We start from the raw sequence: 24,607 nt of genomic DNA, 5'->3' as shown, positions 1-24,607 counted from the left end.
CAGATACCGCTTATTCGGCGGCAACCTCTTCCACCGGTGCCTCTTTTGCCGGATTGGGCAGGCGTTCAAGCACCGCCGCAAAGAAACCGTCCGTTCCGTGCTTGTGCGGCCACAGCTGCAGATAGTCGCCGGTATCGAGGTCGATGCGCTGTTCGGCGAGCACATCTTTCGCCGGGACCAGCTTGAACAGCGGGTGCGAGGCGAGGAACTGCGTCACTACGCCCTCGTTTTCCGCCTCGAGCATGCTGCATGTCGCGTAGACGAGACGGCCGCCCACTTTCACGAGCCGGGCCGCACTGGTCAGGATGGATAGCTGCTTCGGCGTCAGTTCAGCGACCGATTCCGGCGATTGACGCCATTTCAGGTCCGGATTGCGCCGCAGCGTGCCAAGGCCCGAACAGGGGGCATCGACGAGAACGCGGTCGATCTTGCCTGCCAGCCGCTTGATCTTGGCGTCGTGCTCGCTGTCGATCAACACTGGATTGACGTTCGACAAACCGCTGCGAGCGAGGCGTGGCTTGAGTTTCGCAAGACGGCGGTCCGACACGTCGAAGGCATAGAGACGGCCGGACGAGCGCATCATCGCGCCCAGCGCCAGCGTCTTGCCGCCCGCGCCCGCGCAGAAATCCACGATCATTTCGCCGCGCCGGGGCGCAACCAGCGAGCACAAAAGCTGGCTGCCCTCGTCCTGCACTTCGATCCAGCCGTCCTGGAATGGTTGCAGGCGCGTGAGCGCCGGCTTGCCGTCCACCCGCACGCCATAAGGCGCGAACGGCATTTCACTGGCGTCGATGCCCGCTTCCGTCAACGTCTTGATCACCTGATCGCGCGTGGCCTTGATCGGATTCGCGCGCAAATCGAGCGGCGCCGGGTAATTCAGCGCGGCGGCGAGCTGGGCGAGTTCGTCGGTATCGAACCGCTTGGTCATCGCGTCGTAGATCCACTGCGGCAAGTTCGTGCGCACGCGCACCGGCAGGCTGCCCGGATCGATCTTCGAAACCTGGTTGAGCCACTGGTATTCATCGGCGGAGATAAACGGTTTTACCGCCGACAAACCCGCCGTCTGCATCAGTCCCAGCAACGCGAGACGCCGCGCCAGATTGCCCGAGCCGCTTTCCGCGAGGTGCGAAAACTCCATCTTCCGGCGCAGGACCGCGAATACCGCTTCAGCGATAACCCCGCGTTCGTTGTGTCCGAGCTTCGGGTGCGCGCGGAAAAAACGGCTGGTGGCGGCGTCGGCGGGACCGCTGAAACGCAATACGTCCGCCAGCAACGTCTCTGTTTGTCCTATCAAAAATCCATGAAGCCTCATACGCCCTCCCCGGCAATGTCGGCAAAGAGCCATTGCGGCTCTGGTGGCGTGAGCACGACACGCTCGCCGTCGATGGCCAAACGCCCTTCGACGAACCAGCGCACCGCGCGTGGGTAAATAATGTGTTCTGCGGCCAGCACCCGAATGGCGAGCGCGGCCGGATCGTCGCCGGCCATGACCGGCACCGCCGCCTGCGCGATGATCGGGCCATGATCCAGCGTCGGCGTGACGAAATGGACGCTTGCGCCGTGCAGGCGCACGCCGGCATCGAGGGCTTGCTGATGCGTTTTCAGCCCCGGAAAGCACGGCAGCAGCGACGGATGAATGTTGATCATGCGTCCCGCGTAACGTTGGACAAACGGATCTGTCAGCACGCGCATGAAGCCCGCGAGCACGACGAGATCCGGTTCAAAACGATCGATACTGCGTGCAAGCGCCTGATCGAAAGTTTCGCGGGACTCGAATTCGCGATGATCGACCGCATGTGTTTCAATGCCATTTGCCGCCGCGAACGCAAGTCCGGCGGCATCGGGGCGATTCGAGATGACAGCGGCCACCCGGGCCGGCCAGCCTTCGCGCGCGCAGGCCCGCACGACGGCTTCCATGTTGGTACCCCGCCCGGAAATCAGGATGACAATTTTTTTCATCGGGCGATTTTATCATTCGATGCCCGTAAAACCGTCCGATTCGGCGTCGCCCAGCGCGGGCGCGGCGTCCGCCGATCCGTGCGAGCGTTTATAATCGGACGCTTTGCAGCAATCGTGCTCGTGGCGCTGCAGCCCACCTAACTGTCAACCGCCGACCCAACCGCTATCGTGAGAGTCTTTCGCGGCCTACCCAATGCCGAGAGCCGCGCGCCCTGCGCGCTGACCATCGGCAATTTCGACGGTGTCCACCGCGGTCACCAGGCGCTGCTCGCGCACGTCCGCGCCGCCGCGAACGCCCGCGGGCTGCCGGTCTGCGTGATGACCTTCGAGCCGCATCCCCGCGAATTCTTCAATCCCGCCGGCGCGCCGCCGCGCATCGCCATGTTGCGCGACAAGCTTGAAGCGCTGCGCACGAACGGGGTGGACCGCGTCGTGGTCGAGCATTTCAACAAGACGTTTGCCGCGCAGTCGCCGGACAGGTTCGTCGAAGATGTGATCGTGAACGGGCTGCATGCGCGCTGGGTGATGATCGGCGACGATTTCCGCTACGGCGCCAGACGCGCCGGCGATTTCGAGTCGCTCGAAGCGGCGGGACACAAATACGGCTTCGAAGTCGAGCAGATGGCGACCGTCGCGGACCTGAACGGCGCGCGCATTTCAAGTTCGGGCGTGCGTGCATCGCTGGTTGCAGGCGACCTGGACGCCGCCCGGCTCGCGCTCGGACGCCCTTATGTCATCAGCGGACACGTGATCCACGGGCAAAAGCTCGGGCGCGACCTCGGTTTTCCCACACTCAACGTTCCGATCGCGCATAAGCGGCCGGCGCTCGCGGGGATTTTTGCCGTGCGCGTGCATGGACTTGCGGCCGAGCCGTTGCCGGGCGTGGCGAGTCTCGGAATACGACCAACCGTCGATGATTCCGGCCGCGTCCTGCTCGAAACCTTCGTGCTCGACTGGCATGGCGACGCCTACGGCAAGCTCGTGCGGATCGAATTCCTGCAAAAGCTGCGTGACGAGGAAAAGTACGTGGACCTCGAAACCCTGACGGCGGCCATCGCCCGCGACGTGACAAACGCGCGCGCGTATTTCGCCGCCGACGTCAATTCAAGCGGCCGCGACAGCGGTTTCGCAACGTCGGCAACGGACCGAATTAGGTGAGCGCGTAGTGCCGGGACGCAAATCCCGACGCGCTGCCCGCTGCCTCGCTCATCACATCGCGGATACCTTTTCAAGCATTTCGAGCCCGTTCCCGGATGCCATCCAAGTCCGGAACCGCCGCTTCATCGAATCCATATCGAGTCATTCATGAGCAACAAGAAAGAAGCCAAGCCCCAGTCGAAATATCCGGTCAACCTGCTCGATACACCGTTTCCCATGCGTGGCGACTTGCCCAAGCGCGAGCCGCAATGGGTGAAGGAATGGCAGGACAACAAGATCTACGAGAAGATCCGCGCCGCCAGCAAGGGCCGCAAGAAGTTCATCCTGCATGACGGCCCGCCGTATGCGAATGGCGACATCCATCTTGGCCACGCGGTGAACAAGATCCTGAAGGACATGATCGTGAAGGCGCGCAACCTGGCGGGCTTCGACGCGGTTTATGTGCCAGGCTGGGATTGCCATGGCATGCCTATCGAAATCCAGATCGAGAAGCAGTTCGGCAAGTCCTTGCCGGCGCGCGAAGTGATGGAAAAGGCCCGCAAATATGCGAGCGAGCAGATCGAAAAGCAGAAGCTGGGTTTTCGCCGGCTGGGCATTCTCGGCGACTGGGACAACCCGTACAAGACCATGAACTTCGTCAACGAAGCGGGCGAAATCCGTGCGCTGGGGAAGATCGTCGAGAAGGGTTATGTGTATCGCGGGCTGAAGCCGGTGAACTGGTGTTTCGATTGCGGCTCGGCGCTGGCCGAAGCGGAAGTGGAATACAAGGACAAGACGGATCCGACCATCGACGTGATGTTCGCCTTCGCCGAGCCGGAAAAAACCGCGCAGGCTTTCGGACTCACCGAACTGCCGAAGGGTGGCAATGAGGCGGAAGGCGGCATCGTGATCTGGACCACGACGCCGTGGACGATTCCCGCCAACCAGGCGCTGAACGTGCATCCGGAGATCGTCTACAGCCTCGTCGATACCGAAAAGGGTCTGCTGATCCTGGCGGAAGAACGCGTCGAAGAATGCCTGAAGCAATACGGCGTGACCGGCACGACCGTCGCGACCACGACGGGCGAGAAGCTGAGCGGCCTGCGTTTTCACCATCCGCTGAGCGCGGCGCATCCGGGCTACAAACGTACGGCGCCGGTGTTTCTCGGCGACTATGTGACGACGGAAAGCGGCACGGGGATCGTGCATTCTTCGCCGGCATATGGCGTGGAAGACTTTATCTCGTGCAAGGCGCATGGCATGACGGACGCCGACTTCATCAACCCCGTGATGGGCGATGGGCGGTACATCGAGTCGTTGCCGCTCTTCGGCGGCCTGTCGATCTGGGAAGCGAACGACCAGATCATCGAAGCGCTGCGCGGCGCGCACTCGCTGCTCAAGACCCAGAAGTACACGCACAGCTACATGCACTGCTGGCGCCACAAGACACCGATCATCTATCGGGCGACGTCGCAGTGGTTCGCGGGCATGGACGTGAAGCCGAACGACACCTCACGCACGCTGCGCGAGACCGCGCTGGAAGGCATCGAGAACACCGCGTTCTTCCCGGCCTGGGGCAAGCAGCGCCTGTACAGCATGATTGCGAACCGCCCGGACTGGACGCTGTCGCGTCAGCGCCAATGGGGCGTGCCGATGGCGTTCTTCGTGCACAAGGAAACGGGCGATCTGCATCCGCGCACGCTGGAACTGCTCGAGGAAGTGGCAAAGCGCGTGGAGGTAAGCGGCATCGAAGCATGGCAAACGCTCGATCCCCAGGAACTCCTCGGCGACGAAGCCAACATGTACGAAAAGAATCGCGACACGCTCGACGTCTGGTTCGATTCCGGCACGACGCATTGGCACGTGCTGCGCGGCTCGCACAAGGATTCGCTGCAGTTCCCGGCCGACTTGTATCTGGAAGGTTCGGACCAGCATCGCGGATGGTTCCATTCGTCGTTGCTGACGGCTTCCATGCTCGATGGCCGTCCGCCGTACAACGCGCTGTTGACCCACGGCTTCACCGTCGATGGCGAAGGCCGCAAGATGTCGAAGTCGCTCGGCAACGGCGTCGATCCGCATGAAGTGTCGAACCGGCTGGGCGCGGAAATCATCCGCTTGTGGATTGCATCGACGGATTATTCCGGCGAGCTCGCGATCTCGGAAGAGATCCTGAAGCGCGTGACGGAGACCTATCGGCGGATTCGCAACACGCTGCGTTTTCTCTTGTCCAATCTCTCCGATTTCGACTTCGAGAAGGACGCGCGTCCGGTCGGAGAATGGCTCGAGATCGATAAATACGCCGTCGCGCTCGCACAGAACCTGCAAGACGATGTCCTCGCGCATTACGAGAAGTTCGAGTTCCATCCGGTGGTGTCGAAGCTCGCGACGTTCTGCTCGGAAGATCTCGGCGGGTTCTATCTGGATGTGCTGAAGGACCGGCTCTACACCATGAAGCCCGATTCGCACGAACGCCGCGCGGCGCAGACGGTGCTGCATCACATCGCCCATGGTTTGCTGCGCCTGGTCGCGCCGTATCTGTCGTTCACGGCGGAAGAGGCGTACAAGGTCCTGCAACCGGGCCGCGATACGATCTTCACCGAGGTTTATCACGACTACCCGCAAGTACCGGATGCCGGTGAGCTGCTCGACAAGTGGACGCTGATCCGCTCGGCGCGCGGCGACGTCACCAAGGCGCTGGAAGAAGCGCGCACGGCCAACCTGATCGGTTCGTCGTTGCAGGCTGAAGTGGAAGTGCGGGCAAGCGGCGCGCGTTATCAGGCGCTGACGAGTCTCGGCGACGACCTCAGCTTTGTGCTGATCACGTCGGCGGCGCAGGTCGTGGAAGTGGCGAACGAAGCGGACGAAGGCGTCGATGTAATTGCATCGAAGTACCTGAAATGCGAGCGCTGCTGGCATTACACGGCGGACGTGGGGGCATCGGCGGAACATCCCGGCTTGTGCTTCCGGTGTATCAGCAACCTCTTCGGTGAAGGCGAAAAGCGGAGCGCAGCATAATGGCAAGAACGATGTCGAAACAAAGCAGTGGTTCCCTCGCGCCGTGGCTGGGTGTGTCGCTGATCGTGATTCTCTTCGATCAACTCTCGAAGATCGCTGTGGCGCGGGTGTTCAGCTACGCGGAACCCCACGCGCTTACGCCGTTCTTCAACCTGTTTCTTGTCTATAACAAGGGCGCGGCGTTCAGCTTCCTGGCTGCCGCCGGCGGATGGCAGCGCTGGGGTTTCACGGCGCTCGGCGTGGTCGCGGCGATCGTGATCGTCTATTTACTCAAGCGCCACGGCACGCAGCGTTTGTTCTGCACGGCGCTCGCGCTGATCATGGGCGGCGCGCTTGGCAATGTGATCGATCGCGTGGCTTATGGGCACGTGATCGACTTCCTGGACTTCCACGTCAACGGATGGCACTGGCCGGCGTTCAATCTCGCCGACAGCGCGATCACCATTGGCGCGGTGCTGCTCGTATTCGACGAACTGCGGCGCGTGCGCGGAGCGAAGTAACCCGCCTTACGGCGAGCTTTTTGGAGGCAGCGTTGGACACGGCAGAACTCGCAGGAAAGCATCTGGTACTCGGCCTGTCGGGCGGTATCGCTTGCTACAAGATTGCTGAGCTCACGCGGCTGCTGGTTAAAGCCGGCGCGACGGTTCAGATCGTCATGACCGAAGCCGCCACGCAGTTCATCACGCCTGTCACCATGCAGGCGTTGTCCGGGCGTCCCGTCTACACGTCGCAATGGGACGCGCGGATTGCGAACAACATGGCGCATATCGATTTGTCGCGTGAAGCCGATGCAATCGTGATCGCGCCCGCGTCAACCGACTTTATCGCAAAGCTCGCGCATGGCAACTGCGACGACCTGCTCTCCACGTTGTGCGTGGCGCGCGATTGTCCGCTGCTCGTCGTCCCCGCAATGAACCGCCAGATGTGGCAGAACCCGGCGACGCAACGCAACGTCGCGCAACTGCGTGCCGATGGCGTGCAGGTGCTCGGTCCGGACTCCGGCGCACAAGCGTGCGGCGAAGTGGGCGATGGCCGGATGCTGGAACCCTTGGCTACGTTCGAAGCGATCTGCGCGTTCTTCCAGCCGAAGATCCTGCAAGGGCATCGCGTGTTGATCACGGCCGGCCCGACCTTCGAACCGCTCGATCCCGTGCGCGGCATTACCAATCGATCATCCGGCAAGATGGGTTTTGCATTGGCACGTGCGGCGGCTCAGGCCGGCGCCGATGTGCATCTGGTCGCCGGTCCGGTTTCGCTGGAAACGCCATGGGGCGTGGATCGGGAAGATGTGCAGACCGCGCAGCAGATGCACGACGCCGTGCTGCACGCTTCAGCCGATGCGGACATCTTCGTTGCGGTGGCGGCGGTCGCCGACTGGCGTGTCGATCATGTGAGCGAACACAAGATCAAGAAGGCCGCTGACCACGCCATGCCCACCTTCACGTTCATCGAAAATCCGGACATTCTCGCGACCGTCGCGCGTTTGCCGAATCCGCCGTATTGCGTCGGTTTTGCGGCGGAAAGCGGCGATCTCGAAGTGCATGGCGAAGAAAAACGCGCCCGCAAGAATGTGCCGCTTCTGATCGGCAATCTCGGGCCGCTGACGTTCGGTCTGGACGACAACGAGGTCGTGCTGTTCGAAGCATCGGGTATTACACGCCTGCCGCGCGCCGATAAAAAACTGCTGGCCCGTTTGCTCATCGCCGAAATTGCGAAGCGTGTGCCGCGCGGCGGATCGCTGCTGTCTTGACCGGATGGACCGCCATGCCAACCAGACTCTCCGTACTCGATCAAACACCGGTCATTCACGGCCACACCACCGCCGACGCCATCGCGGCCACGCTCGATCTGGCGCGCCTCGCCGATGACCTCGGCTACACGCGTTACTGGTGCGCGGAGCATCACGGGTTGCGGGGGGTATCGAATCCGTGTCCGGAGGTTATGCTGGCGCGCATCGGCAGCATCACGCAGCAGATCCGCATTGGTTCGGGCGGCGTCATGCTGCCCTACTACAGCGCGTTCAAGGTGGCCGAGCAATTCCTGATGCTCGAAGCGCTGTTCCCGAACCGCGTGGACCTGGGCGTTGGACGCGCGCCCGGCGGCGATATGCGCACGGCGCAGGCGGTGGCCGCGGGCGACTACAATCGCGGCGATATTTTTCCGCAGCAGGTCGGCGAACTCGTTGGTTTGTTCGACGGCACCCTCCCCGACGATCATCTCGCGCACGGCGTTTTGCTGCAGCCTGAAATCGAAACGCGTCCTGAATTGTGGATGCTCGGTTCCAGCGACTTTGGCGGTTTGCTCGCAGCGCAACTGGGAATTCGCTTCGCGTTCGCGCATTTCATCAACGCGCTATACGGGCATCGGGTGGCGGAGGCGTATCGCGAACGGTTTGTATCGCGTAATGGGTCGAAGCCCTATCTTGCCGCCGCCGTATTCGTGATTTGCGCCGATACCGAAACCGAAGCGGCCGCGCTCGAACGCGCCGTGGATCTGCGCCGCGTGCAAATGGCTTATGGGCTGAACATGCCGATTCCATCCATTGCGCAAGGGGCGAACCAGGCGTTCGGCGAGCGCGAACTGAACGTCATTGCGCGCGAAAAGAATCGCAGCATCGTCGGTACGCCGGAACGCGTGACCGAACAATTGCACGAACTCCAGCAACGTTTCGATGCCGACGAACTGATCGTGCTGACGGTGGCGGGAAGTTATCAGGCGCGTCTGCGCTCGTATGAACTGCTGGCTGAAGCGTTCGAACTCAACAAACAGAACTCATGAAACTCGACATCAAGATCCTCGATGCGCGCATGCGCGATTACTTGCCCGCCTACGCCACGTCGGGAAGCGCCGGACTCGATCTGCGCGCGTGCCTGGACGCACCCATCACGCTCGAGCCGGGTCAGACCACGCTCGTGCCCACGGGCCTGGCGATTCATATCGAAGATCCGGGTTATGCAGCGTTGATTTTGCCGCGCTCCGGCCTGGGTCACAAACACGGCGTGGTGCTCGGGAATCTGGTCGGCTTGATCGACTCGGACTATCAGGGGCAACTGATGATCTCGACATGGAATCGCGGCGATACGGCGTTTACGCTTAACCCGCTTGAACGCCTTGCGCAACTGGTGATCGTGCCGGTGGTCCAGGCAACGTTCAATATTGTCGATGACTTCGCCCAGAGCGAGCGCGGCGCCGGTGGTTTCGGCAGCACGGGCAAGCACTGAGCTTCGGGTAACTAAAAAGCGCTACGCGCGGCACGCCGCCGCGTAAGTCCTGATCACCTGCCGCACGCGATCCTGGACCAGCGCGAGCGGCTCGTTCTTCAACTGACCGCGCCGCACTGCCCAATATTGATCCGGCAAAAACTGGCTGAGCAGGTTCTCCGGAATCTTCAAGGCGCTCAGGTTATCCAGCAGCTTTTGCGCGGCTTTGGTGATCTCCGAATCAGCCCAGTAATAACGCACACGATCGCTATAGCTGTACGTGCGTAACACGCGCTGCTGTTCGGCATCGCCGTGATAATACTTTTCCCAATTGCCTGGCTTGTCGAGCATCACGCGCTCGACGACTGAGCGCAGATTCGAGCGCTTGTCCGCAGGGACCAACTGCGTTTCGATGTCCGCCAGCGCGTAAAGCGCCTCGCGCAACGCGAAGGTCACGCCCGGACCAACCTTGAGAATGCGGAAGCCATCACGGACCAATGCCGTCAACGCTTCGGAGGTCTGGTAATCGGTGGAATGCGCCTCGAAAACCATGCCGGGAAGATCGTCCAGCGCGCTCTTCAACGACTCTGCACGCGACGGCACATAGTCGATCACCTTCGTGTGATCGAACTCCACGCCCGGCTGCACGACCAGCGCGATCACGCGCGGCCACGTGTCCTCTACGCCCTGCTCTTCCCACGCCTTCTTGTGGACCGCAGCCGTTTCAATTGCGGCTTCGCGCGATGTCGGTTCAACGATTTCAAGTTCTTCCGCCGCGCCGCCGGGCACCGGCACTTCCGTGCCGATCACATACACCGGGCTTACGCTGAGACTCGCGCGCTTTACGGCCGCTTCGGCCACCGCGCACAAACGCGCGGCGCGCGATGCGACAACTGCGTCCGACAAACGCTCGGGATCATCGGCGCAAGCCATGCTGGTATCGAGGTGAATCTTCGTGAATCCCGCCGATGCATACGCATCGATCAACGCATCGGCGCGTTTCATGGCTTCTTCAGCCGGCAAATGACGCCATGCGTTTGGTCCGAGATGATCGCCGCCGAGAATCAGATGCTCATGCGGGAAGCCGACACGCTCTGCAATCGAGCGCACGAACTCCACGAAATCGGCGGGCTTCATGCCCGTGTAGCCGCCGTACTGGTCGACCTGATTCGATGTCGATTCAATCAGCAACGGCGTGCCGTCTTCCAGCGCCTGCCGCATGGCCGCTTCCAGCACCCACGGATGCGCGGAACAAATCGAATAGATGCCGGCAAGCCATGCCGAAGCGGGATGCGCATTGCTCAAGCGCGAGACGATCGAATTCATGACATTACTCCGTGGCTGTTTTCAAAAACGCGTCGAGCTCGGCGAAGGTCGCCGTGCCTTCCATCGGGCCTTTCACGCCGACCGCCCGCGCCCCGCTTGCGCTCGCATATTTGAGCGCCGCCTCCACGTCCATGCCTTGGGCGCGGCAACTGATGTACGTCGCGCCGAAGCAATCGCCCGCGCCGGTCGGATCGAGTTCCTCGACCTTGAACGCCGGGCGATGCGTCTCGCCGTTGGCATCGAAGAAACTGCAGCCTTCCGCACCGCGCTTCACCACCACTTCCTTCACGCCGCGCTTGAGCAGTTCATCGATCGCCCCACGTTCCGACGTTGCGCTCGCGAGCAACGTCACTTCATGACCGCTTGGCAGGAAGACGTCGGTGTAATCGAGGATGAAGTCGAGCGCATCGCGCATTTCCGGAATCCGCAGCATTTCCTTGCGGATGTTCGGATCGAAACTCACCGTGCCGCCGTTCTTCTTCACCGTTTCGATAGCCTGCTTCATGGCCTCGATGATCCTGAACGAGAACAGCGACGAACCCATCACATGGAAGTTGCCGCAGTTGGCGAGCAGGTCTTCGCGCAAGTTCGCCACCGACAACTGCGCCGACGCACTGTTCGTGATGTTGTAGATGAAATCGCGATCGCCGTCTTCGCGGTACGTCACGAACGCGCTGCCCGTGGTCGCGTCTTTAAGCACGGCGATGCCGGAAACGTCCACCCCGTCGGTCCGTAGGCGTTCGACGTTGAGCACGCCGAAGTCGTCGTCGCCCACGCAACCAATCATGGCGCAAGGGCTGCCGAGCTTCGCCACCTGATCGATAAAGATCGCCGGCGCGCCGCTGGCAAACGGGCCGATCAGCGTGCCCGGTTCGCTGAAACGCTGGCCGATCTTCGTGGCCATGATCTCGACCAGGATCTCGCCCATCGCGACGATGGTGCCGGCCTTCGAGGGAACACCGTTTGAATTAGGCATGACGTTTCTTCGTTTGAACATCGATACACACCGCGACCAGAATCACGATGCCTTTCACGATGAGTTGATAGAAATAGGGAACGCTCAGCAGGTTCATGCCGTTGTTGATGACGCCGATGATCAGCGCGCCGATCAGCGTTCCGGTGATCGTTCCATAACCGCCCGACAGACTCGTGCCGCCGAGCACGGCTGCGGCAATGGCATCGAGTTCATAACCAATGCCCGCGTTCGGTTGCGCCGAGTAAAGCCGCGATGTCATCAGCACGCCGCCAATGCTCGCAAGCAGACCCGAGATCATGAAGATCATGATCCGCAGACGGTTCACATCGATACCCGAATACAGCGCCGCCTCGCGATTGCCGCCTGCCAGGTACGCCTTGCGTCCGAACACGGTACGCGAGAGCACGAAGTGATTCAACAGCAGCAATACCGCGAGAATCCAGATGGGCAGCGGAATGCCGAGCACCGCGCCGTTGCCGAGGAAAGCGAAGGCGTCGTTGTCGATGGAAATCGGCACACCGTTCGACGTCAGATACGCGAAACCGCGAAACACACCCATGGTGGCGACGGTGACAATGAACGACGGGATCGTAAGCAACGCCGAAAGCGAGCCGTTGATGGCCCCGAGAACGAGCCCGGTGCCCATGGCGGCGAGCACGGCAAGGAACGGCGATGCACCATGCTCCAGCGCGAATGCGCAGACGGTGCCGACCAGCGCCATCGTCGCACCGACCGACAAGTCGATATCGCCGAGCAGCAGCACGTAGGTCATGCCGAAGCCGAGTATCGCGATGATGGAAACCTGCATCACGACATTCAGCAGATTATTCACGGACATGAAGTTGGGCGACAGCGCCCAGAAAAATCCGCACAAGACGATCAGCCCGACGACAATGCCGCCGTAATGCCTGAGCGCGCGATTGAACGCGCCGCTTGCGTGGGAACGGCGCGGTGCTGCGCCGCCGCTGAGTTGGCTCGGGTTCATGCTGTTGTGGCTCCTGTTGCGTACGACATGACTTCTTCCTGCGTCGGACCTTGAGCGTTGAACTCATGGACTATGCGTTTTTCGCGCATCACGACGAGTCGGTCGCTCATGGCAAGCGCTTCCGGCAATTCCGATGAAACGAGGATGATCGCGGTCCCGCTTGCGGCGAGCTCCCGAATCACGCGATAGATTTCGAACTTCGCGCCGACATCGACGCCGCGCGTGGGTTCATCGAGGATCAGGACTTTCGGTTTGCGCGCCAGCCATTTCGAGAACACGACTTTCTGCTGGTTGCCGCCACTCAAGTTTCCAACGGCCTGGAACGGTCCCGATGCGCGGATGTTCATGCGCGCCATGGCGTTCGCGGTTTCTTCGCGTTCGAAGCGGCGGTTCAGGATGCCGAAGCGCGAACCGTGTTCCTCGAAACTCGCCATCGTCACGTTGTTGGCTATGGAGTGCATCAGCACGAGACCCTCGTGCTTGCGGTCTTCGGTGACGAACGCAATGCCTTCGCGAATGGCGTGGGCCGAATTACGCAACTTCAAGCGCTTGCCGCTCATCGTGATCTCGCCACTCGGCCGGCCGATGCCGAACAGCGCCTTCATCACATCCGATCTTCCCGCGCCGATCAGGCCGAAGAAACCGAGGATCTCGCCCGCGTGGATCTCGAAGCTGATGTTCTCGAACTGGCCGGGCAGCGTCAGGCTGCCGACCTTCAGCAACGGCAAAGATGGCCGCACATAAGGCGTTTCCCGTCGCGGATAAACATCGTTCATTTCGCGGCCGACCATCATCGCGATCAATGCGCCAATGGTCGTCTGATCCTTCTGCAACGTCGCGATGTAACGGCCGTCGCGCATCACCGAGATGTCATCGGAGATGCGCATGATCTCGTCCATGCGATGCGAGATATAGACGACCGCCGCGCCCTTCGCCGTCAGCTTCGTGACGATATGAAACAGGATCTCCGCTTCACGATCGCTCAGCGACGACGTGGGTTCGTCCATGATCACGAGCGATGCATCGCGGCTCAGCGCCTTTGCGATTTCCACGAGCTGACGCTGCGCCATCGACAGGCGTGACACGGGTACGGTTGCCTCGATATCGATACCGAGGTCATCGAGCAGGACCTGGGCTTGAGCGTACAAACGCTTGAAATCGACCACGCCAAAACGCCGCGGCTCGTGCCCCGCGAAGATGTTTTCGGCAACGCTCAGATTCTTCGCGAGACTCAGTTCCTGATAGATGATCGCAATGCCCGCCTTCTGCGATTCGCCGGGCGTGGCGAACGTAACAGGTGCGCCATTCATCAGGATCTCGCCACGCGTGGGCGCGTGAACGCCCGCGAGAATCTTCATCAGCGTCGACTTGCCCGCGCCGTTTTCACCGAGCAGCGTATGCACGCGGCCCGGCAAGATGGCGAGGGACACGTCCTTGATCGCCTCGACCGGACCGAACGATTTCGCGATGCCGCGCAGCTCGAGCAACGGCGTGGGAAACCGCACGGCATCGCGAGGTTTCAAGACGGTATTCATTTCACCGACGCGTTCAGATACTGCCCGGGCGTGACCGGCTGCAGCTTCGGCACCGCTTGCTTGGCCGCGACCTTGACGGCCGTGTCCACTGCGAGCGCACCCATCTTGTCCGGATACTGACGGATCACGCCAACGAAGTTCGGGTTCTTATCGACCGCTGCGCGCGCTTCCGGCATGCCGTCGAAGCCGATCACCTTCACCTTGTTTCCCGCCGATTTGCCTGCGACCGCTGCAGCCATTGCGGCGTCATCGCCAAAACCGAAGATGCCCGCGAGATCAGGGTTCGCCTGCAACATGTTCTGCGCCGCGCTCAATGCATCGGCACGCGTGATGCCCGGCTGGATTGCGACGATCTTCACGTCCGGGCATGCGGCGAGCGCTTTCTTGAAGCCCGTCACGCGGTCGATCACGGACTGGATCGTCGGGTAATCGATCACGCCGACCTTGCCCTTGCCGCCCAGCACCTTGCACATCAGCGCGCCGGCTTGCAGGCCGCCAGCGTAGTTATCGGTCGCGATATGCGATGCAACTTCAACCCCTGCCGCGCTGATATCGACAGTGATGACCGGAATGCCGGCCTTCTCCGCCGTCAGCACGGCGGCTTTCACGCCCTTCGAATCGACCGGCGAGATCACGATCACATCGACTTTCTTCGTGACGAAATCCTGCACGTCGGCGATCTGCTTGCTCAGATCCTGGTTTGCAATTGCAATATCGATTTGCGCGTGATCCTTCGCGGCTTCCGCTTTCATTGCGTTGGCGAGTTCGACGTAGAACGGATGCTGTTGCGTAAGCAGCGATGCGCCAATCTTCACATCGGCGGCGTGGGCGGCGGTTGCAGCGACAGCGGTGACAAGAACGGCCAGGACGGAACGACGAAACATGAACGTGTCTCCAGATATTGTTTAGGGTTGCTGATTACGAAATTCGAGAATCCCTTCTTCCCGCCGGTTCACATCGAGTCCGGCCTTGAGAATCAGGTCGAGCGTGGGTGGGTCGATGGCGTCATCGAGGACCAGTCCGCCCAGGCGGCTTATGTGACAAAACATCTTGCCCTCGCCTTGCAGCGCGGGCTGATACGCAACAACGACAATCCGTTTCGCGTTCTTCAACGCCGCCTTGTATACGTCGGCAAGACGCGGATCGGCGCACAGCAGATTGCCTTCGCGATCAAAACCCATCGCTTCGAGCACTACCAGATCGAGCGACAAAGCCGACAACGACCGCTCCGCGTCAGGCCCGAGCAGCACGGTGGAATCGTCATCGAGCGAGCCGCCGGAAAGCCGCAGCTCGCAACGCACGAAACGCTGGACGGTCGGCACCATTGAAATGTCGTTGAGCGTCAGCGCCAGGTTCGAGCGGTCGGCGAGCAAGGGCAAGAGCTTGTGCGTGATGACTCCGGCGCCGATAAACACAGACGCGTGGTCATCGATGAAATCCGCCGCCAGCCTTGCGATCGCCATATCGGCGGCCTGCCGGGTCGCGCTCGCCGGCACCGCCGACAACACGTTTTCGCCCGGCCGTTGCGCGACATAACGCGCCTTGCCGAACGCACGGATGAGGTAGCGCTGCTGCTCGAGGTAATTCAGGTCAGAGCGGATGGTGACGCTCGATACGTCGAACGCGGTCGCGAGTTCATCGACCGATACCTCGCCGCGCTTGCGGACAAGTTCGACAATGCGCAGACGTCGATGAAGCGAGTTTTTATTGGCCAGCACGGACAAACCACCTTTGCACTTTCGTTTCGAAAGATTCTAGTTTCGAAACGAAAGAGACGCAAAGCGGTTTATCGTCGGTGTTTACCCGCGCTCGTGCTGTTTTTTAGGTGCGCTTCCGATACCAGATCGCATAGACACCAATCAGGACGGCCATGAACGCGAATCCGTAGACGAGCGTCATGCGAAATTCGTCGGTGAACGCGGTGGTGATCATGATCGCGGCCATCAGGACCGCGCCGAGCACGCTTCCGACCGGATGCAGGATCATGCGGAAGGACAACGGAGGCCCGTTGTAGCGCGCGCGGAAGAAAAGATGCGTGACGAAGATCATCAGCCACGCGAACATCGCGCCGAAAATGGCGAGCGACATCATCAAGCCGAAGGCCATCGCCGGCCAGAACGCGGTCAGGACGGTCGCCAATGCAATGCCGATGGTCGAGACGGAAAGCGCCGCGGTCGGCACGCCGTTCGCGCTCAGGCGCCCGAATCGAGCCGGCGCGTAGCCCGCGCGCGACAGGCTGAACATCATGCGCGTGGTGATATAGAGCTGGCTGTTCATGGCGGACAGCGCCGCGACCAGCACCACGAAGTTGATCACACCTGCAGCGTACGGAACGTGCGTGGCGGCCATGACCTTGACGAACGGACTTTCGTCAGTGCTCGCCTGCGTCCATGGAACGATGGCCAGCATCAGCGCCAGCGTGAGTAAGTAAAACAGCACAAGACGGAAGACGGTCGACCTGAACGCCTTCGCCACTGCGCGTTGAGGATCGCGCGCTTCGCCCGCTGCGACCGCAATGGTCTCGATGTTCAGGTAGCTGAAGATCGACACGATCACCGCGAACCACATGCCTTTCAAGCCGTGCGGAAAGAACCCGCCGTGCGCGGTGAAGTTGCTGAACCCCACGCCGGAAGACGTTGGCGCGCCATAGACGAACACGGCGCCGAGCAAAATGAATGCGACGATGGCCACGATCTTCAGCATCGAAAACGCATACTCGATCACGCCGTAGACCTTCACGCTGGCTGCGTTCACCCCGATCAACGCGCCCGAAAACCCGACGATCCAGTACCAGCCGGGCACGTTCGCGAACCAGTACTTCATGAACACGGCAACCGCGCTGACCTCCGTGCCGACGGCGAACACAACCGCCGACCAGTACGCGTACCGCACGAGAAACCCCGCGAGCGGCCCGATATAAAACTCTGCGTAAGCGCCGAACGAACCCGATGTCGGATGCGCCACCGTCATCTCGGCAAGCGCGCCCATCAGCAACAAGGCGATGACCGCGCCTATCGCGTAACTCAGCAACACGCTCGGCCCGGCAAAGCCGATCGCAAAACCGCTGCCCAGAAACAATCCCGTTCCGATCGCCCCGCCAATGGCGATCATCGACATCTGTCCGGCCGTCAGACTCCGGTGCAGCCCCTTCTCCCGTTCGACAATGGTCTCGAACGACCCACGTTCAAAGCTCAAATCAACCTCTTGAAGTCAATATCCGCAACGATCGCGGACGTAAAAAAGCGAGGCGGCGCGGAAAGTTTCTCCGCGCCGCCTCGCCGATGATGACACACCTTACACGCGTGTCACCTGACTTCAGTCATCACCTGCTTGTTGCTTACTCGACCTCGACCGCTTCCGGGTTCGGATTGCGCGGGACGGGGCTTTCGTCGAATGTCAGCGACACCTTGTCGTCCGCATCCACGTCGACCGTCACGCGGCCACCCGTCATCAGCTTGCCGAACAGCAACTCGTCAGCCAGCGCACGACGAATCGTGTCCTGGATCAGGCGCTGCATTGGCCGTGCGCCCATCAGCGGATCGAAACCATGCTTCGCGAGGTGCTTGCGCAACGCGTCCGTAAAGACCGCATCGACCTTCTTCTCGTGCAACTGATCTTCCAGTTGCATCAGGAACTTGTCGACCACGCGCATGATGATTTCTTCATCTAGCGAACGGAAGCTGATGATCTGGTCCAGACGATTGCGGAACTCAGGCGTGAACATCCGCTTGATATCGGCCATTTCGTCGCCGGTTTCCCGGCGGTTCGTGAAGCCGATAACCGATTTCTGCATCGCTTCAGCGCCCGCGTTCGTCGTCATGATGATGATGACGTTGCGGAAATCTGCCTTGCGACCGTTGTTGTCGGTCAGCGTGCCGTGGTCCATGACCTGCAGCAGCACGTTGTAGATATCCGGATGCGCCTTCTCGATTTCGTCCAGCAACAGCACGCAATGCGGCTTCTTCGTGACGGCTTCGGTCAGCAAACCGCCCTGATCGAATCCGACATATCCCGGCGGCGCGCCGATCAGTCGGCTCACCGCGTGACGTTCCATGTACTCGGACATGTCGAAGCGCAGCAGTTCGATACCCAGCGTGAACGCCAGTTGCTTCGCAACTTCCGTCTTGCCGACACCCGTCGGACCCGAGAACAGGAATGCGCCGATTGGCTTGTCCGTCTTGCCGAGACCCGCCCGCGCCATCTTGATGGCGGCCGCGAGGGCATCGATGGACTGGTCTTGCCCGAACACCACGCTCTTCAGATCCCGATCCAGCGTCTGCAGCTTGCTGCGATCGTCTTGCGACACGCTTTGCGGCGGGACGCGGGCGATCTTCGAGATGATTTCCTCGATCTCATTCTTGCCGATCGTTTTCTTTTGCTTCGACTTCGGCAGAATGCGTTGCGCGGCACCCGCTTCATCGATCACGTCGATTGCCTTGTCCGGCAAATGACGGTCGGTGATGAAACGCGCCGACAGTTCAGCCGCTGCTGAAAGCGCACCCGACGAATACTTCACGCCGTGATGTTCCTCGAACCGCGACTTGAGTCCACGCAGGATCGCGATGGTCTGCTCGACAGTCGGCTCAGCGACATCGACCTTCTGGAAACGACGCGACAACGCTGCGTCTTTTTCGAAGATCCCACGATATTCGGTGAACGTAGTGGCGCCGATGCACTTCAGTTGACCCGACGACAACGCCGGCTTCAGCAGATTGGATGCATCCAGCGTTCCGCCCGATGCAGCACCCGCGCCGATCAGCGTATGAATCTCGTCGATGAACAACACCGCATGCGGGCGTTCCTTCAACTCTTTCAGCACTGTCTTGAGACGCTGCTCGAAATCGCCCCGGTACTTAGTACCGGCGAGCAATGCACCCATATCGAGCGAATACACCTGTGCGTCGGCGAGAATATCCGGCACTTCGCCGCGCGTAATGCGCCAGGCAAGCCCTTCGGCAATGGCGGTCTTACCCACGCCAGCCTCACCTACGAGCAGCGGATTATTCTTCCTGCGGCGGCAAAGTACTTGCACCACACGTTCGACTTCCAGTTCGCGGCCGATCAGCGGATCGATCTTGCCGTCCTTCGCAAGCTGGTTCAGGTTCTGCGTGAACTGCGCAAGAGGGGTTTCCTTTTGCGCTGCCGCGTCTTCCGCTTCCGGATTCGCTTCGCTGCTCGCCTTCGCCGCATCGCCCGTGTTCGTCTTCGCAATACCATGCGAGATGAAATTGACGACGTCGAGGCGCGTTACGCCCTGCTGTTGCAGGTAGTAGACGGCATGCGAATCTTTTTCGCCGAAGATAGCGACCAGCACGTTCGCGCCGGTGACTTCCTTTTTTCCATTCGACGTTGATTGCACATGCATGATCGCGCGCTGAATCACGCGCTGAAAACCAAGCGTGGGCTGAGTATCGACGTCGTCCGTGCCGGGCACGGTGGGCGTGTTGTCATGAATGAAATTGCGCAGGTTTTGCCGCAAATCTTCAATATTTGCTGCGCATGCACGCAACACTTCAGCCGCGGTCGGGTTGTCCAACAAGGCCAGTAAAAGATGCTCGACCGTAATGAACTCGTGCCGCGCCTGACGTGCTTCCATAAACGCCATGTGCAGACTGACTTCCAGTTCCTGGGCAATCATGCTTCCTCCATCACACACTGCAGCGGATGACCCGCTTGCCTCGCGTGGCTAACGACTTGCTCAACTTTGGTCGACGCAATGTCCCGCGTATAGACCCCACAAACTCCCCTGCCTTCGCGATGAACCTTCAGCATGATCTGCGTCGCAGTCTCACGATCCTTATTGAAATGTTCCTGCACGACGAACACGACGAATTCCATCGGCGTGAAGTCGTCATTCAACAGCACCACTTTGTACATGGACGGCTGTTTGAGCTTCTGTTCCTGCCGCTCCAGTACGGTGCCATCCTGCTTGTTGGGATTGATCGCCATACGCCCATTCTAAACAACTTGGACAGGCTCGCCATCTCGCCAAAACTCCGTTCGCCATGGAAGCCGAATCGATGTCGCCGCACACTTCGCGCGACCTGTCGCTTGCTGAATTCCGCCGGCTCTTTTTACCGAACCGACCCTCTTGAAACACCGTTGAATCCAGTATCGCACAGCTCTCAAAAAAACGAATTGTTCACCTTGTGCGGCCTGCCCTGGTCACTTCCTGGACGACTTTGCTGCGGCTCGTACAAGCGACACGGCCCGCCAATATTGCGCACGTCTCGTGCCGCTTCCTGCCTGTACTGCATGTGCGTCGATTATGCGACTTTTCAAGATGGCGTGCTTGTGCGGCGGGATACGCGCAAAGCGGGAAAAACCCTTGAAATGAGGCATTTACAACGGCTTTACGGCCATCTCAAAATTTTCTTGACACCTGATTTAAGAGATTAAACAATCAAATTGGCACTTTTTTCCGAAGCGTTTCAGGTGAAGAAAGGCCGAGGTGAGCTTGTGAGGAGGGGGCGGCTCACATAGTGGGTCGTCAAGCTTTTCGAGCGTGCTCGTGGTAGCGACGAGAGTAAGAGGGGAAGTGATGTCAACAGGTACGGTCAAATGGTTCAACGACGCGAAAGGCTACGGATTCATCACGCCCGATGAAGGCGGCGAGGATCTGTTTGCACATTTCTCGGCGATACAGATGAATGGTTTCAAGACACTCAAGGAAGGCCAGAAGGTCAGCTTCGAGATTGTCCAGGGACCGAAGGGCAAACAGGCATCGAACATCCAGGAATCTGCCTGACCGTTCGAAAAGCGCACAGTCCTCGAAACCCGGCTGCGAGCCGGGTTTTTTTGTTTTGGGACGGGAAACGGACGAAAAGCCCCGATGCCTTTCGATTGCATCGGGGCCTCAGCCATTTACTACATGTCCAGTTGCACGCCTACATATTCTCGACCAGCACCTGCCCGAACCCTGAACACGACACTTGAGTCGCGCCTTCCATCTGGCGTGCGAAGTCATAGGTGACGCGTTTTTGCAGGATCGATGCTTCCATCGACTTGATGATGATGTCGGCGGCTTCGATCCAGCCCATATGGCGCAGCATCATTTCCGCCGAGAGGATCTCCGAGCCAGGATTCACGTAATCCTTGCCCGCGTACTTCGGCGCCGTGCCATGTGTAGCTTCGAACATGGCGACCGAATCCGACATGTTCGCGCCCGGCGCAATGCCGATTCCGCCAACTTGCGCCGCCAGAGCGTCGGAAACGTAGTCACCGTTCAGGTTGAGCGTGGCGATCACATCATATTCGGCAGGACGCAACAGGATCTGCTGCAAGAAGGCGTCCGCGATCACGTCTTTCAACACAACGTCATTACCCTTCGGGTTCTTGATCTTCATCCACGGGCCGCCATCGATCAGCTCGGCCGCGAACTCCTTTTGCGCGAGCGCGTAGCCAAAGTCACGGAATGCGCCTTCCGTGAACTTCATGATGTTGCCCTTGTGCACGAGCGTGACCGAACTGCGGTTGTTGTCGAGTGCGTACTGGATTGCCTTGCGAACCAGGCGCTCCGTGCCTTCACGCGACACCGGCTTGATCCCGATACCCGATGTCTCCGGAAACCTGATCTTTTTCACGCCCATCTCTTCCTGCAGGAACTTGATGATCTTCTTCGCGCCTTCGGACTCCGCCGGCCATTCAATACCGGCGTAGATGTCCTCGGAGTTCTCGCGGAAAATGACCATGTTGGTCTTCTCCGGCTCGCGCACCGGCGACGGTACGCCTTTGAAGTACTGGACCGGGCGCAGGCAGACGTACAAGTCGAGTTGCTGGCGCAGCGCGACGTTGAGCGACCGGATACCGCCGCCCACCGGCGTGGTGAGCGGTCCCTTGATCGAAACGACATATTCCTTCAGCACGTCCAGCGTTTCGTCGGGCAGCCAGACGTCAGGGCCGTAAACCCTGGTCGCCTTCTCCCCGGCGAAGATTTCCATCCAGTGAATCTTCTTCTTGCCGCCGTACGCTTTTTCCACGGCTGCGTCGACGACCTTGATCATCACCGGTGTGATGTCCACGCCCGTCCCGTCGCCTTCAATAAACGGAATGATCGGCTGGTCGGAGACATTGAGGGTGTAATCGGCGTTGACGGTGATCTTCTCACCCTCCGTCGGAACCACGATGTGCTGATACGGCATGAGCGACTCCAATTCAAACTGGACTATTAGATAAGGAAATGCACGGAAATCGGTGGCAAAAAAAGGGGTGGCCAGACAATGTCGCCAGCCTTGCAGCCAAGGCCGGCGCACGTTCGATACGGCTTCGAAGGCTATTCTAGCCCACGGTATGAAGCGTCCGCCCGGATGGCGCGTATGCCGGTTCCGTGATGTTGGTGCATTAAGATGCCGGCATTCGCCATTTACCGCACCGACACTGCACCAGACGCCATGCCGCTGATTGCGCTCAATAAACCGTTCGGCACGATCTGCCAGTTTTCAGTGCACGAGAAACATCCGTCGCTTGCTGAATGGATCGATACGCCCGGCGTGTACCCTGCGGGCCGGCTCGATACCGACAGCGAAGGCCTGCTCCTGCTCACCGACGACGGCGCGCTTCAGGCGCGCATTTCAGAACCGCGTCACAAACTCGTGAAACGATATTGGGCGCAAGTCGAAGGCGCGCCCGATGCCGCCGCGCTCGAACGGCTGGCCGCAGGCGTCGATCTGGGAGATTTCGTCACGCGCCCATGCAAGGTGAAGTTGGTCGAGTCGGTGGAAGCGCTTTGGCCGCGCACCCCGCCCATTCGATACCGCGCCGCCATCCCTACGACGTGGATCGAGTTATCGATTACTGAAGGGCGTAACCGGCAAGTACGCCGCATGACGGCGGCCGTCGGGTATCCGACTTTGCGGCTGGTGCGCACCGGCATAGGCGCGCTCGATGTCTTCGGCCTCGGCCTCGCACCCGGCGAGTCAATGAACCTGCCCGCTCGTGCGCCCTGGAACGGCATCGTTTAACTGATGCCCGTTTGAGTGTTGCATCGCGCGCACCACATTACGAATTCATTTCGGTTTCCAAACGATCTTCTGCTGACTGCCTTGCGTTATCCCATAAAAACTCACGTCAACCGACTTACCGCATGCGGCGTTATTCGCAGCAGATGCCTTAAAACGCCATCCGGCATTAGCGAAGAACTGCAACGAACAACCCTTTTATGAAGGCTTTACGTAAGGTTCAAGTGCTCGCAGCGGGATCGACATTTTTGTTCGAGACCCCTGTCAACCAAAAGGTGGATGGCTCGTTTACCGACATGACTCCATCGACCGGGTCATAAGGTTAAATCAAACTAAAGCTGAGGATTCACAACATGAACAAACTGATCGCTGCTCTCGTCGCTGGCCTGTTCGCAACGGCTGCATTCGCACAAGCTTCGGCACCGGAAGCATCGGCTCCTGCAGCTGCTTCGACCGCTCACAAGTCGGCACACAAGAAGTCGACCCACAAGAAGGCTACGCACAAGAAGGCAGCTTCGGCTGCTGCAGCTTCGGCCGCGTCGGAGTAAGTCGCATCAATTGGTCATAGATCGCGGCAACGCGACGCTAGTACCAAGTAGTGCTGTCGCTCACGCGACATTAAAGGCAGACACCTTCAGAGGTTCTGCCTTTTTCTTTTTGCACGTGCTCAAGTAACATGCGCCAGTCATGCCGGATCATTCAGTCAACCGGCTTTATCCCGTGAGGAGTTTCGCCGTGCGTCTTTCGTGGCCTTCATCAATGTCCCCCCGCTCAATCCCGTCGTTCAACCTTGGCCGTCTGGTTCGCCGTGCGCTAGTCATGGTTGCCATGCCGCTCATTTCGCTTGGCGCACACGCGCAGCAAATGCCGCCGGGCGCCAAGCAACCCGGAGACTTTCCGCACACCAAGCTCACCGCCGGCATGTATGTGATCGACGCCGCCATTGCTTCATCCGACGCCGATCGCGAGCAAGGCCTGATGTATCGCACGAAGCTCGCGCCCAACGAAGGCATGCTGTTCGTGTTCAACGAACGTGCCGTGCATTGCTTCTGGATGAAAAACACGTTGATCCCGCTGTCGATTGCTTTTATTCGCGAGGACGGCACGGTGACGGATATCGATGAAATGCAGGCCGAGACGGAGAACAACCATTGCCCACGCAACAACGGCGTGTACGCGCTCGAGATGAGCAAGGGCTGGTTCACCGCAAAGGGAATCAAGCCTGGAATGAAGATCGAGGGATTGCCGCCCGTGCAGTAACGCACTCCGGCGCCCGGAATCCCCGGCCGCGCCCGCAAATGACTTTGGAGCCGGCCGCCGCTTTCGGGCGCGCGCCGGCTTTTTGCGTTGTGGGACGCGCGAGGCGCCTCTAGCGAACGGATTCGCCGTTTTTGGCGGGCTGGCAAGATTCCTGCAAAGAGAGCCTCGACGCGCTATCCTGATAAACCAGCGAAAACACGCATAGCGCTTCGCTCCGGAGCCGCCCAACCGCCATTTTCAGCATTCGGCCGGTTCGG

The 24,607-nt window shown here is 60.1% G+C and carries 22 protein-coding genes; 10 read left to right on the top strand and 12 right to left on the bottom strand.

The window, feature by feature from the left end; all coding sequences use genetic code 11:
• Positions 1–10: 10 nt before the first annotated feature.
• Positions 11–1,312 (bottom strand): RsmB/NOP family class I SAM-dependent RNA methyltransferase, encoded by a 1,302-nt coding sequence (locus tag AX768_RS02980; RefSeq protein WP_061998722.1) that lies wholly within the window; start codon positions 1,310–1,312, stop codon positions 11–13.
• Positions 1,309–1,959: a phosphoribosylglycinamide formyltransferase gene (gene purN, locus AX768_RS02975; protein ID WP_061998721.1), complete on the bottom strand. Its 651-nt coding sequence runs from the start codon at positions 1,957–1,959 to the stop codon at positions 1,309–1,311. Before purN ends, AX768_RS02980 begins: the two co-directional genes overlap by 4 nt.
• 168 nt (positions 1,960–2,127) lie before the next feature.
• Here purN and AX768_RS02970 point away from each other — a divergent pair, with 168 nt between their 5' ends.
• From AX768_RS02970 to dut, 6 genes are all read left to right on the top strand, one after another.
• Complete coding sequence (locus AX768_RS02970) at positions 2,128–3,117, top strand: bifunctional riboflavin kinase/FAD synthetase (protein WP_061998720.1); 990 nt, start codon at positions 2,128–2,130, stop codon at positions 3,115–3,117.
• A 147-nt stretch (positions 3,118–3,264) separates the two neighbouring features.
• Positions 3,265–6,111, top strand: coding sequence for an isoleucine--tRNA ligase (gene ileS / locus AX768_RS02965; RefSeq protein ID WP_061998719.1), 2,847 nt, complete (start codon positions 3,265–3,267; stop codon positions 6,109–6,111).
• On the top strand, positions 6,111–6,611 hold the full coding sequence (gene lspA, locus AX768_RS02960) for a signal peptidase II (protein WP_061998718.1): 501 nt from the start codon (positions 6,111–6,113) through the stop codon (positions 6,609–6,611). Before ileS ends, lspA begins: the two co-directional genes overlap by 1 nt.
• Before the next feature lie 32 nt (positions 6,612–6,643).
• On the top strand, positions 6,644–7,861 hold the full coding sequence (gene coaBC / locus AX768_RS02955; protein WP_061998717.1) for a bifunctional phosphopantothenoylcysteine decarboxylase/phosphopantothenate--cysteine ligase CoaBC: 1,218 nt from the start codon (positions 6,644–6,646) through the stop codon (positions 7,859–7,861).
• Between the two features lie 14 nt (positions 7,862–7,875).
• Positions 7,876–8,889, top strand: a complete 1,014-nt coding sequence (locus AX768_RS02950; RefSeq protein ID WP_061998716.1) for an LLM class flavin-dependent oxidoreductase — start codon at positions 7,876–7,878, stop codon at positions 8,887–8,889.
• A complete protein-coding gene (dut, locus tag AX768_RS02945; protein WP_061998715.1) occupies positions 8,886–9,332 on the top strand; it encodes a dUTP diphosphatase in 447 nt (148 codons plus the stop codon). Before AX768_RS02950 ends, dut begins: the two co-directional genes overlap by 4 nt.
• Before the next feature lie 21 nt (positions 9,333–9,353).
• Here dut and AX768_RS02940 read toward each other — a convergent pair whose 3' ends face one another.
• The 9 genes from AX768_RS02940 to clpS form a co-directional block, all read right to left on the bottom strand.
• Entirely contained in the window at positions 9,354–10,637 is a 1,284-nt protein-coding gene (locus AX768_RS02940; protein ID WP_061998714.1) for a D-tagatose-bisphosphate aldolase, class II, non-catalytic subunit, read from the bottom strand.
• A gap of 4 nt (positions 10,638–10,641) precedes the next feature.
• The gene (locus AX768_RS02935; protein WP_061998713.1) at positions 10,642–11,613 is read right to left on the bottom strand and encodes a tagatose kinase; all 972 of its coding nucleotides are present in this window, start codon (positions 11,611–11,613) and stop codon (positions 10,642–10,644) included.
• Positions 11,606–12,598, bottom strand: a complete 993-nt coding sequence (locus AX768_RS02930; protein WP_061998712.1) for an ABC transporter permease — start codon at positions 12,596–12,598, stop codon at positions 11,606–11,608. The genes AX768_RS02935 and AX768_RS02930 overlap by 8 nt, the downstream gene beginning before the upstream one ends.
• Complete coding sequence (locus AX768_RS02925; RefSeq protein WP_061998711.1) at positions 12,595–14,133, bottom strand: sugar ABC transporter ATP-binding protein; 1,539 nt, start codon at positions 14,131–14,133, stop codon at positions 12,595–12,597. The genes AX768_RS02930 and AX768_RS02925 overlap by 4 nt, the downstream gene beginning before the upstream one ends.
• Positions 14,130–15,017 (bottom strand): substrate-binding domain-containing protein, encoded by an 888-nt coding sequence (locus AX768_RS02920; protein ID WP_061998710.1) that lies wholly within the window; start codon positions 15,015–15,017, stop codon positions 14,130–14,132. Before AX768_RS02920 ends, AX768_RS02925 begins: the two co-directional genes overlap by 4 nt.
• Positions 15,018–15,038: 21 nt before the next feature.
• A complete protein-coding gene (locus AX768_RS02915; RefSeq protein WP_062000728.1) occupies positions 15,039–15,851 on the bottom strand; it encodes a DeoR/GlpR family DNA-binding transcription regulator in 813 nt (270 codons plus the stop codon).
• 103 nt (positions 15,852–15,954) lie between these two features.
• Positions 15,955–17,328 (bottom strand): amino acid permease, encoded by a 1,374-nt coding sequence (locus AX768_RS02910; RefSeq protein ID WP_061998709.1) that lies wholly within the window; start codon positions 17,326–17,328, stop codon positions 15,955–15,957.
• A gap of 142 nt (positions 17,329–17,470) precedes the next feature.
• Positions 17,471–19,771, bottom strand: a complete 2,301-nt coding sequence (gene clpA, locus AX768_RS02905) for an ATP-dependent Clp protease ATP-binding subunit ClpA (RefSeq protein WP_061998708.1) — start codon at positions 19,769–19,771, stop codon at positions 17,471–17,473.
• Entirely contained in the window at positions 19,768–20,082 is a 315-nt protein-coding gene (gene clpS / locus AX768_RS02900) for an ATP-dependent Clp protease adapter ClpS (protein ID WP_031359828.1), read from the bottom strand. The genes clpA and clpS overlap by 4 nt, the downstream gene beginning before the upstream one ends.
• A 592-nt stretch (positions 20,083–20,674) precedes the next feature.
• Between clpS and AX768_RS02895 the strand changes: the two genes are divergently transcribed.
• Positions 20,675–20,881, top strand: a complete 207-nt coding sequence (locus AX768_RS02895) for a cold-shock protein (RefSeq protein WP_035497884.1) — start codon at positions 20,675–20,677, stop codon at positions 20,879–20,881.
• A 139-nt stretch (positions 20,882–21,020) separates the two neighbouring features.
• Here AX768_RS02895 and icd read toward each other — a convergent pair whose 3' ends face one another.
• Positions 21,021–22,274 carry an NADP-dependent isocitrate dehydrogenase gene (gene icd, locus AX768_RS02890; protein ID WP_061998707.1) on the bottom strand — a complete coding sequence of 418 codons (1,254 nt, stop codon included), beginning with the start codon at positions 22,272–22,274 and terminating at the stop codon, positions 21,021–21,023.
• Between the two features lie 249 nt (positions 22,275–22,523).
• Between icd and AX768_RS02885 the strand changes: the two genes are divergently transcribed.
• The 3 genes from AX768_RS02885 to AX768_RS02875 all read left to right on the top strand — a co-directional run bounded on the left by AX768_RS02885 (position 22,524) and on the right by AX768_RS02875 (position 24,350).
• On the top strand, positions 22,524–23,093 hold the full coding sequence (locus AX768_RS02885) for a pseudouridine synthase (protein ID WP_062000727.1): 570 nt from the start codon (positions 22,524–22,526) through the stop codon (positions 23,091–23,093).
• A gap of 350 nt (positions 23,094–23,443) precedes the next feature.
• Positions 23,444–23,638: a hypothetical protein gene (locus tag AX768_RS02880; protein WP_061998706.1), complete on the top strand. Its 195-nt coding sequence runs from the start codon at positions 23,444–23,446 to the stop codon at positions 23,636–23,638.
• 211 nt (positions 23,639–23,849) lie between these two features.
• The gene (locus AX768_RS02875; RefSeq protein ID WP_062000726.1) at positions 23,850–24,350 is read left to right on the top strand and encodes a DUF192 domain-containing protein; all 501 of its coding nucleotides are present in this window, start codon (positions 23,850–23,852) and stop codon (positions 24,348–24,350) included.
• The last annotated feature ends 257 nt before the right edge of the window (positions 24,351–24,607 follow it).

The sequence above is a fragment of the Burkholderia sp. PAMC 28687 genome, from assembly GCF_001577465.1.
In the GTDB taxonomy this organism is placed as follows: Bacteria; Pseudomonadota; Gammaproteobacteria; order Burkholderiales; family Burkholderiaceae; genus Caballeronia.
Note: the sequence above shows the minus strand (reverse complement) of the source record. Positions and strands in the feature narration are given on the sequence as shown.

Coding starts and splice junctions, on each gene's coding strand:
- AX768_RS02950 (WP_061998716.1), top strand. CDS start 7,876: ATGCCAACCAGACTCTCCGTACTCGATCAAACACCGGTCATTCACGGC.
- purN (WP_061998721.1), bottom strand. CDS start 1,959: ATGAAAAAAATTGTCATCCTGATTTCCGGGCGGGGTACCAACATGGAA.
- AX768_RS02895 (WP_035497884.1), top strand. CDS start 20,675: ATGTCAACAGGTACGGTCAAATGGTTCAACGACGCGAAAGGCTACGGA.
- AX768_RS02930 (WP_061998712.1), bottom strand. CDS start 12,598: ATGAACCCGAGCCAACTCAGCGGCGGCGCAGCACCGCGCCGTTCCCAC.
- AX768_RS02920 (WP_061998710.1), bottom strand. CDS start 15,017: ATGTTTCGTCGTTCCGTCCTGGCCGTTCTTGTCACCGCTGTCGCTGCA.
- icd (WP_061998707.1), bottom strand. CDS start 22,274: ATGCCGTATCAGCACATCGTGGTTCCGACGGAGGGTGAGAAGATCACC.
- AX768_RS02925 (WP_061998711.1), bottom strand. CDS start 14,133: ATGAATACCGTCTTGAAACCTCGCGATGCCGTGCGGTTTCCCACGCCG.
- AX768_RS02980 (WP_061998722.1), bottom strand. CDS start 1,312: ATGAGGCTTCATGGATTTTTGATAGGACAAACAGAGACGTTGCTGGCG.
- clpS (WP_031359828.1), bottom strand. CDS start 20,082: ATGGCGATCAATCCCAACAAGCAGGATGGCACCGTACTGGAGCGGCAG.
- lspA (WP_061998718.1), top strand. CDS start 6,111: ATGGCAAGAACGATGTCGAAACAAAGCAGTGGTTCCCTCGCGCCGTGG.
- AX768_RS02875 (WP_062000726.1), top strand. CDS start 23,850: ATGTCCCCCCGCTCAATCCCGTCGTTCAACCTTGGCCGTCTGGTTCGC.
- AX768_RS02880 (WP_061998706.1), top strand. CDS start 23,444: ATGAACAAACTGATCGCTGCTCTCGTCGCTGGCCTGTTCGCAACGGCT.
- ileS (WP_061998719.1), top strand. CDS start 3,265: ATGAGCAACAAGAAAGAAGCCAAGCCCCAGTCGAAATATCCGGTCAAC.
- AX768_RS02940 (WP_061998714.1), bottom strand. CDS start 10,637: ATGAATTCGATCGTCTCGCGCTTGAGCAATGCGCATCCCGCTTCGGCA.
- AX768_RS02935 (WP_061998713.1), bottom strand. CDS start 11,613: ATGCCTAATTCAAACGGTGTTCCCTCGAAGGCCGGCACCATCGTCGCG.
- AX768_RS02885 (WP_062000727.1), top strand. CDS start 22,524: ATGCCGCTGATTGCGCTCAATAAACCGTTCGGCACGATCTGCCAGTTT.
- dut (WP_061998715.1), top strand. CDS start 8,886: ATGAAACTCGACATCAAGATCCTCGATGCGCGCATGCGCGATTACTTG.
- clpA (WP_061998708.1), bottom strand. CDS start 19,771: ATGATTGCCCAGGAACTGGAAGTCAGTCTGCACATGGCGTTTATGGAA.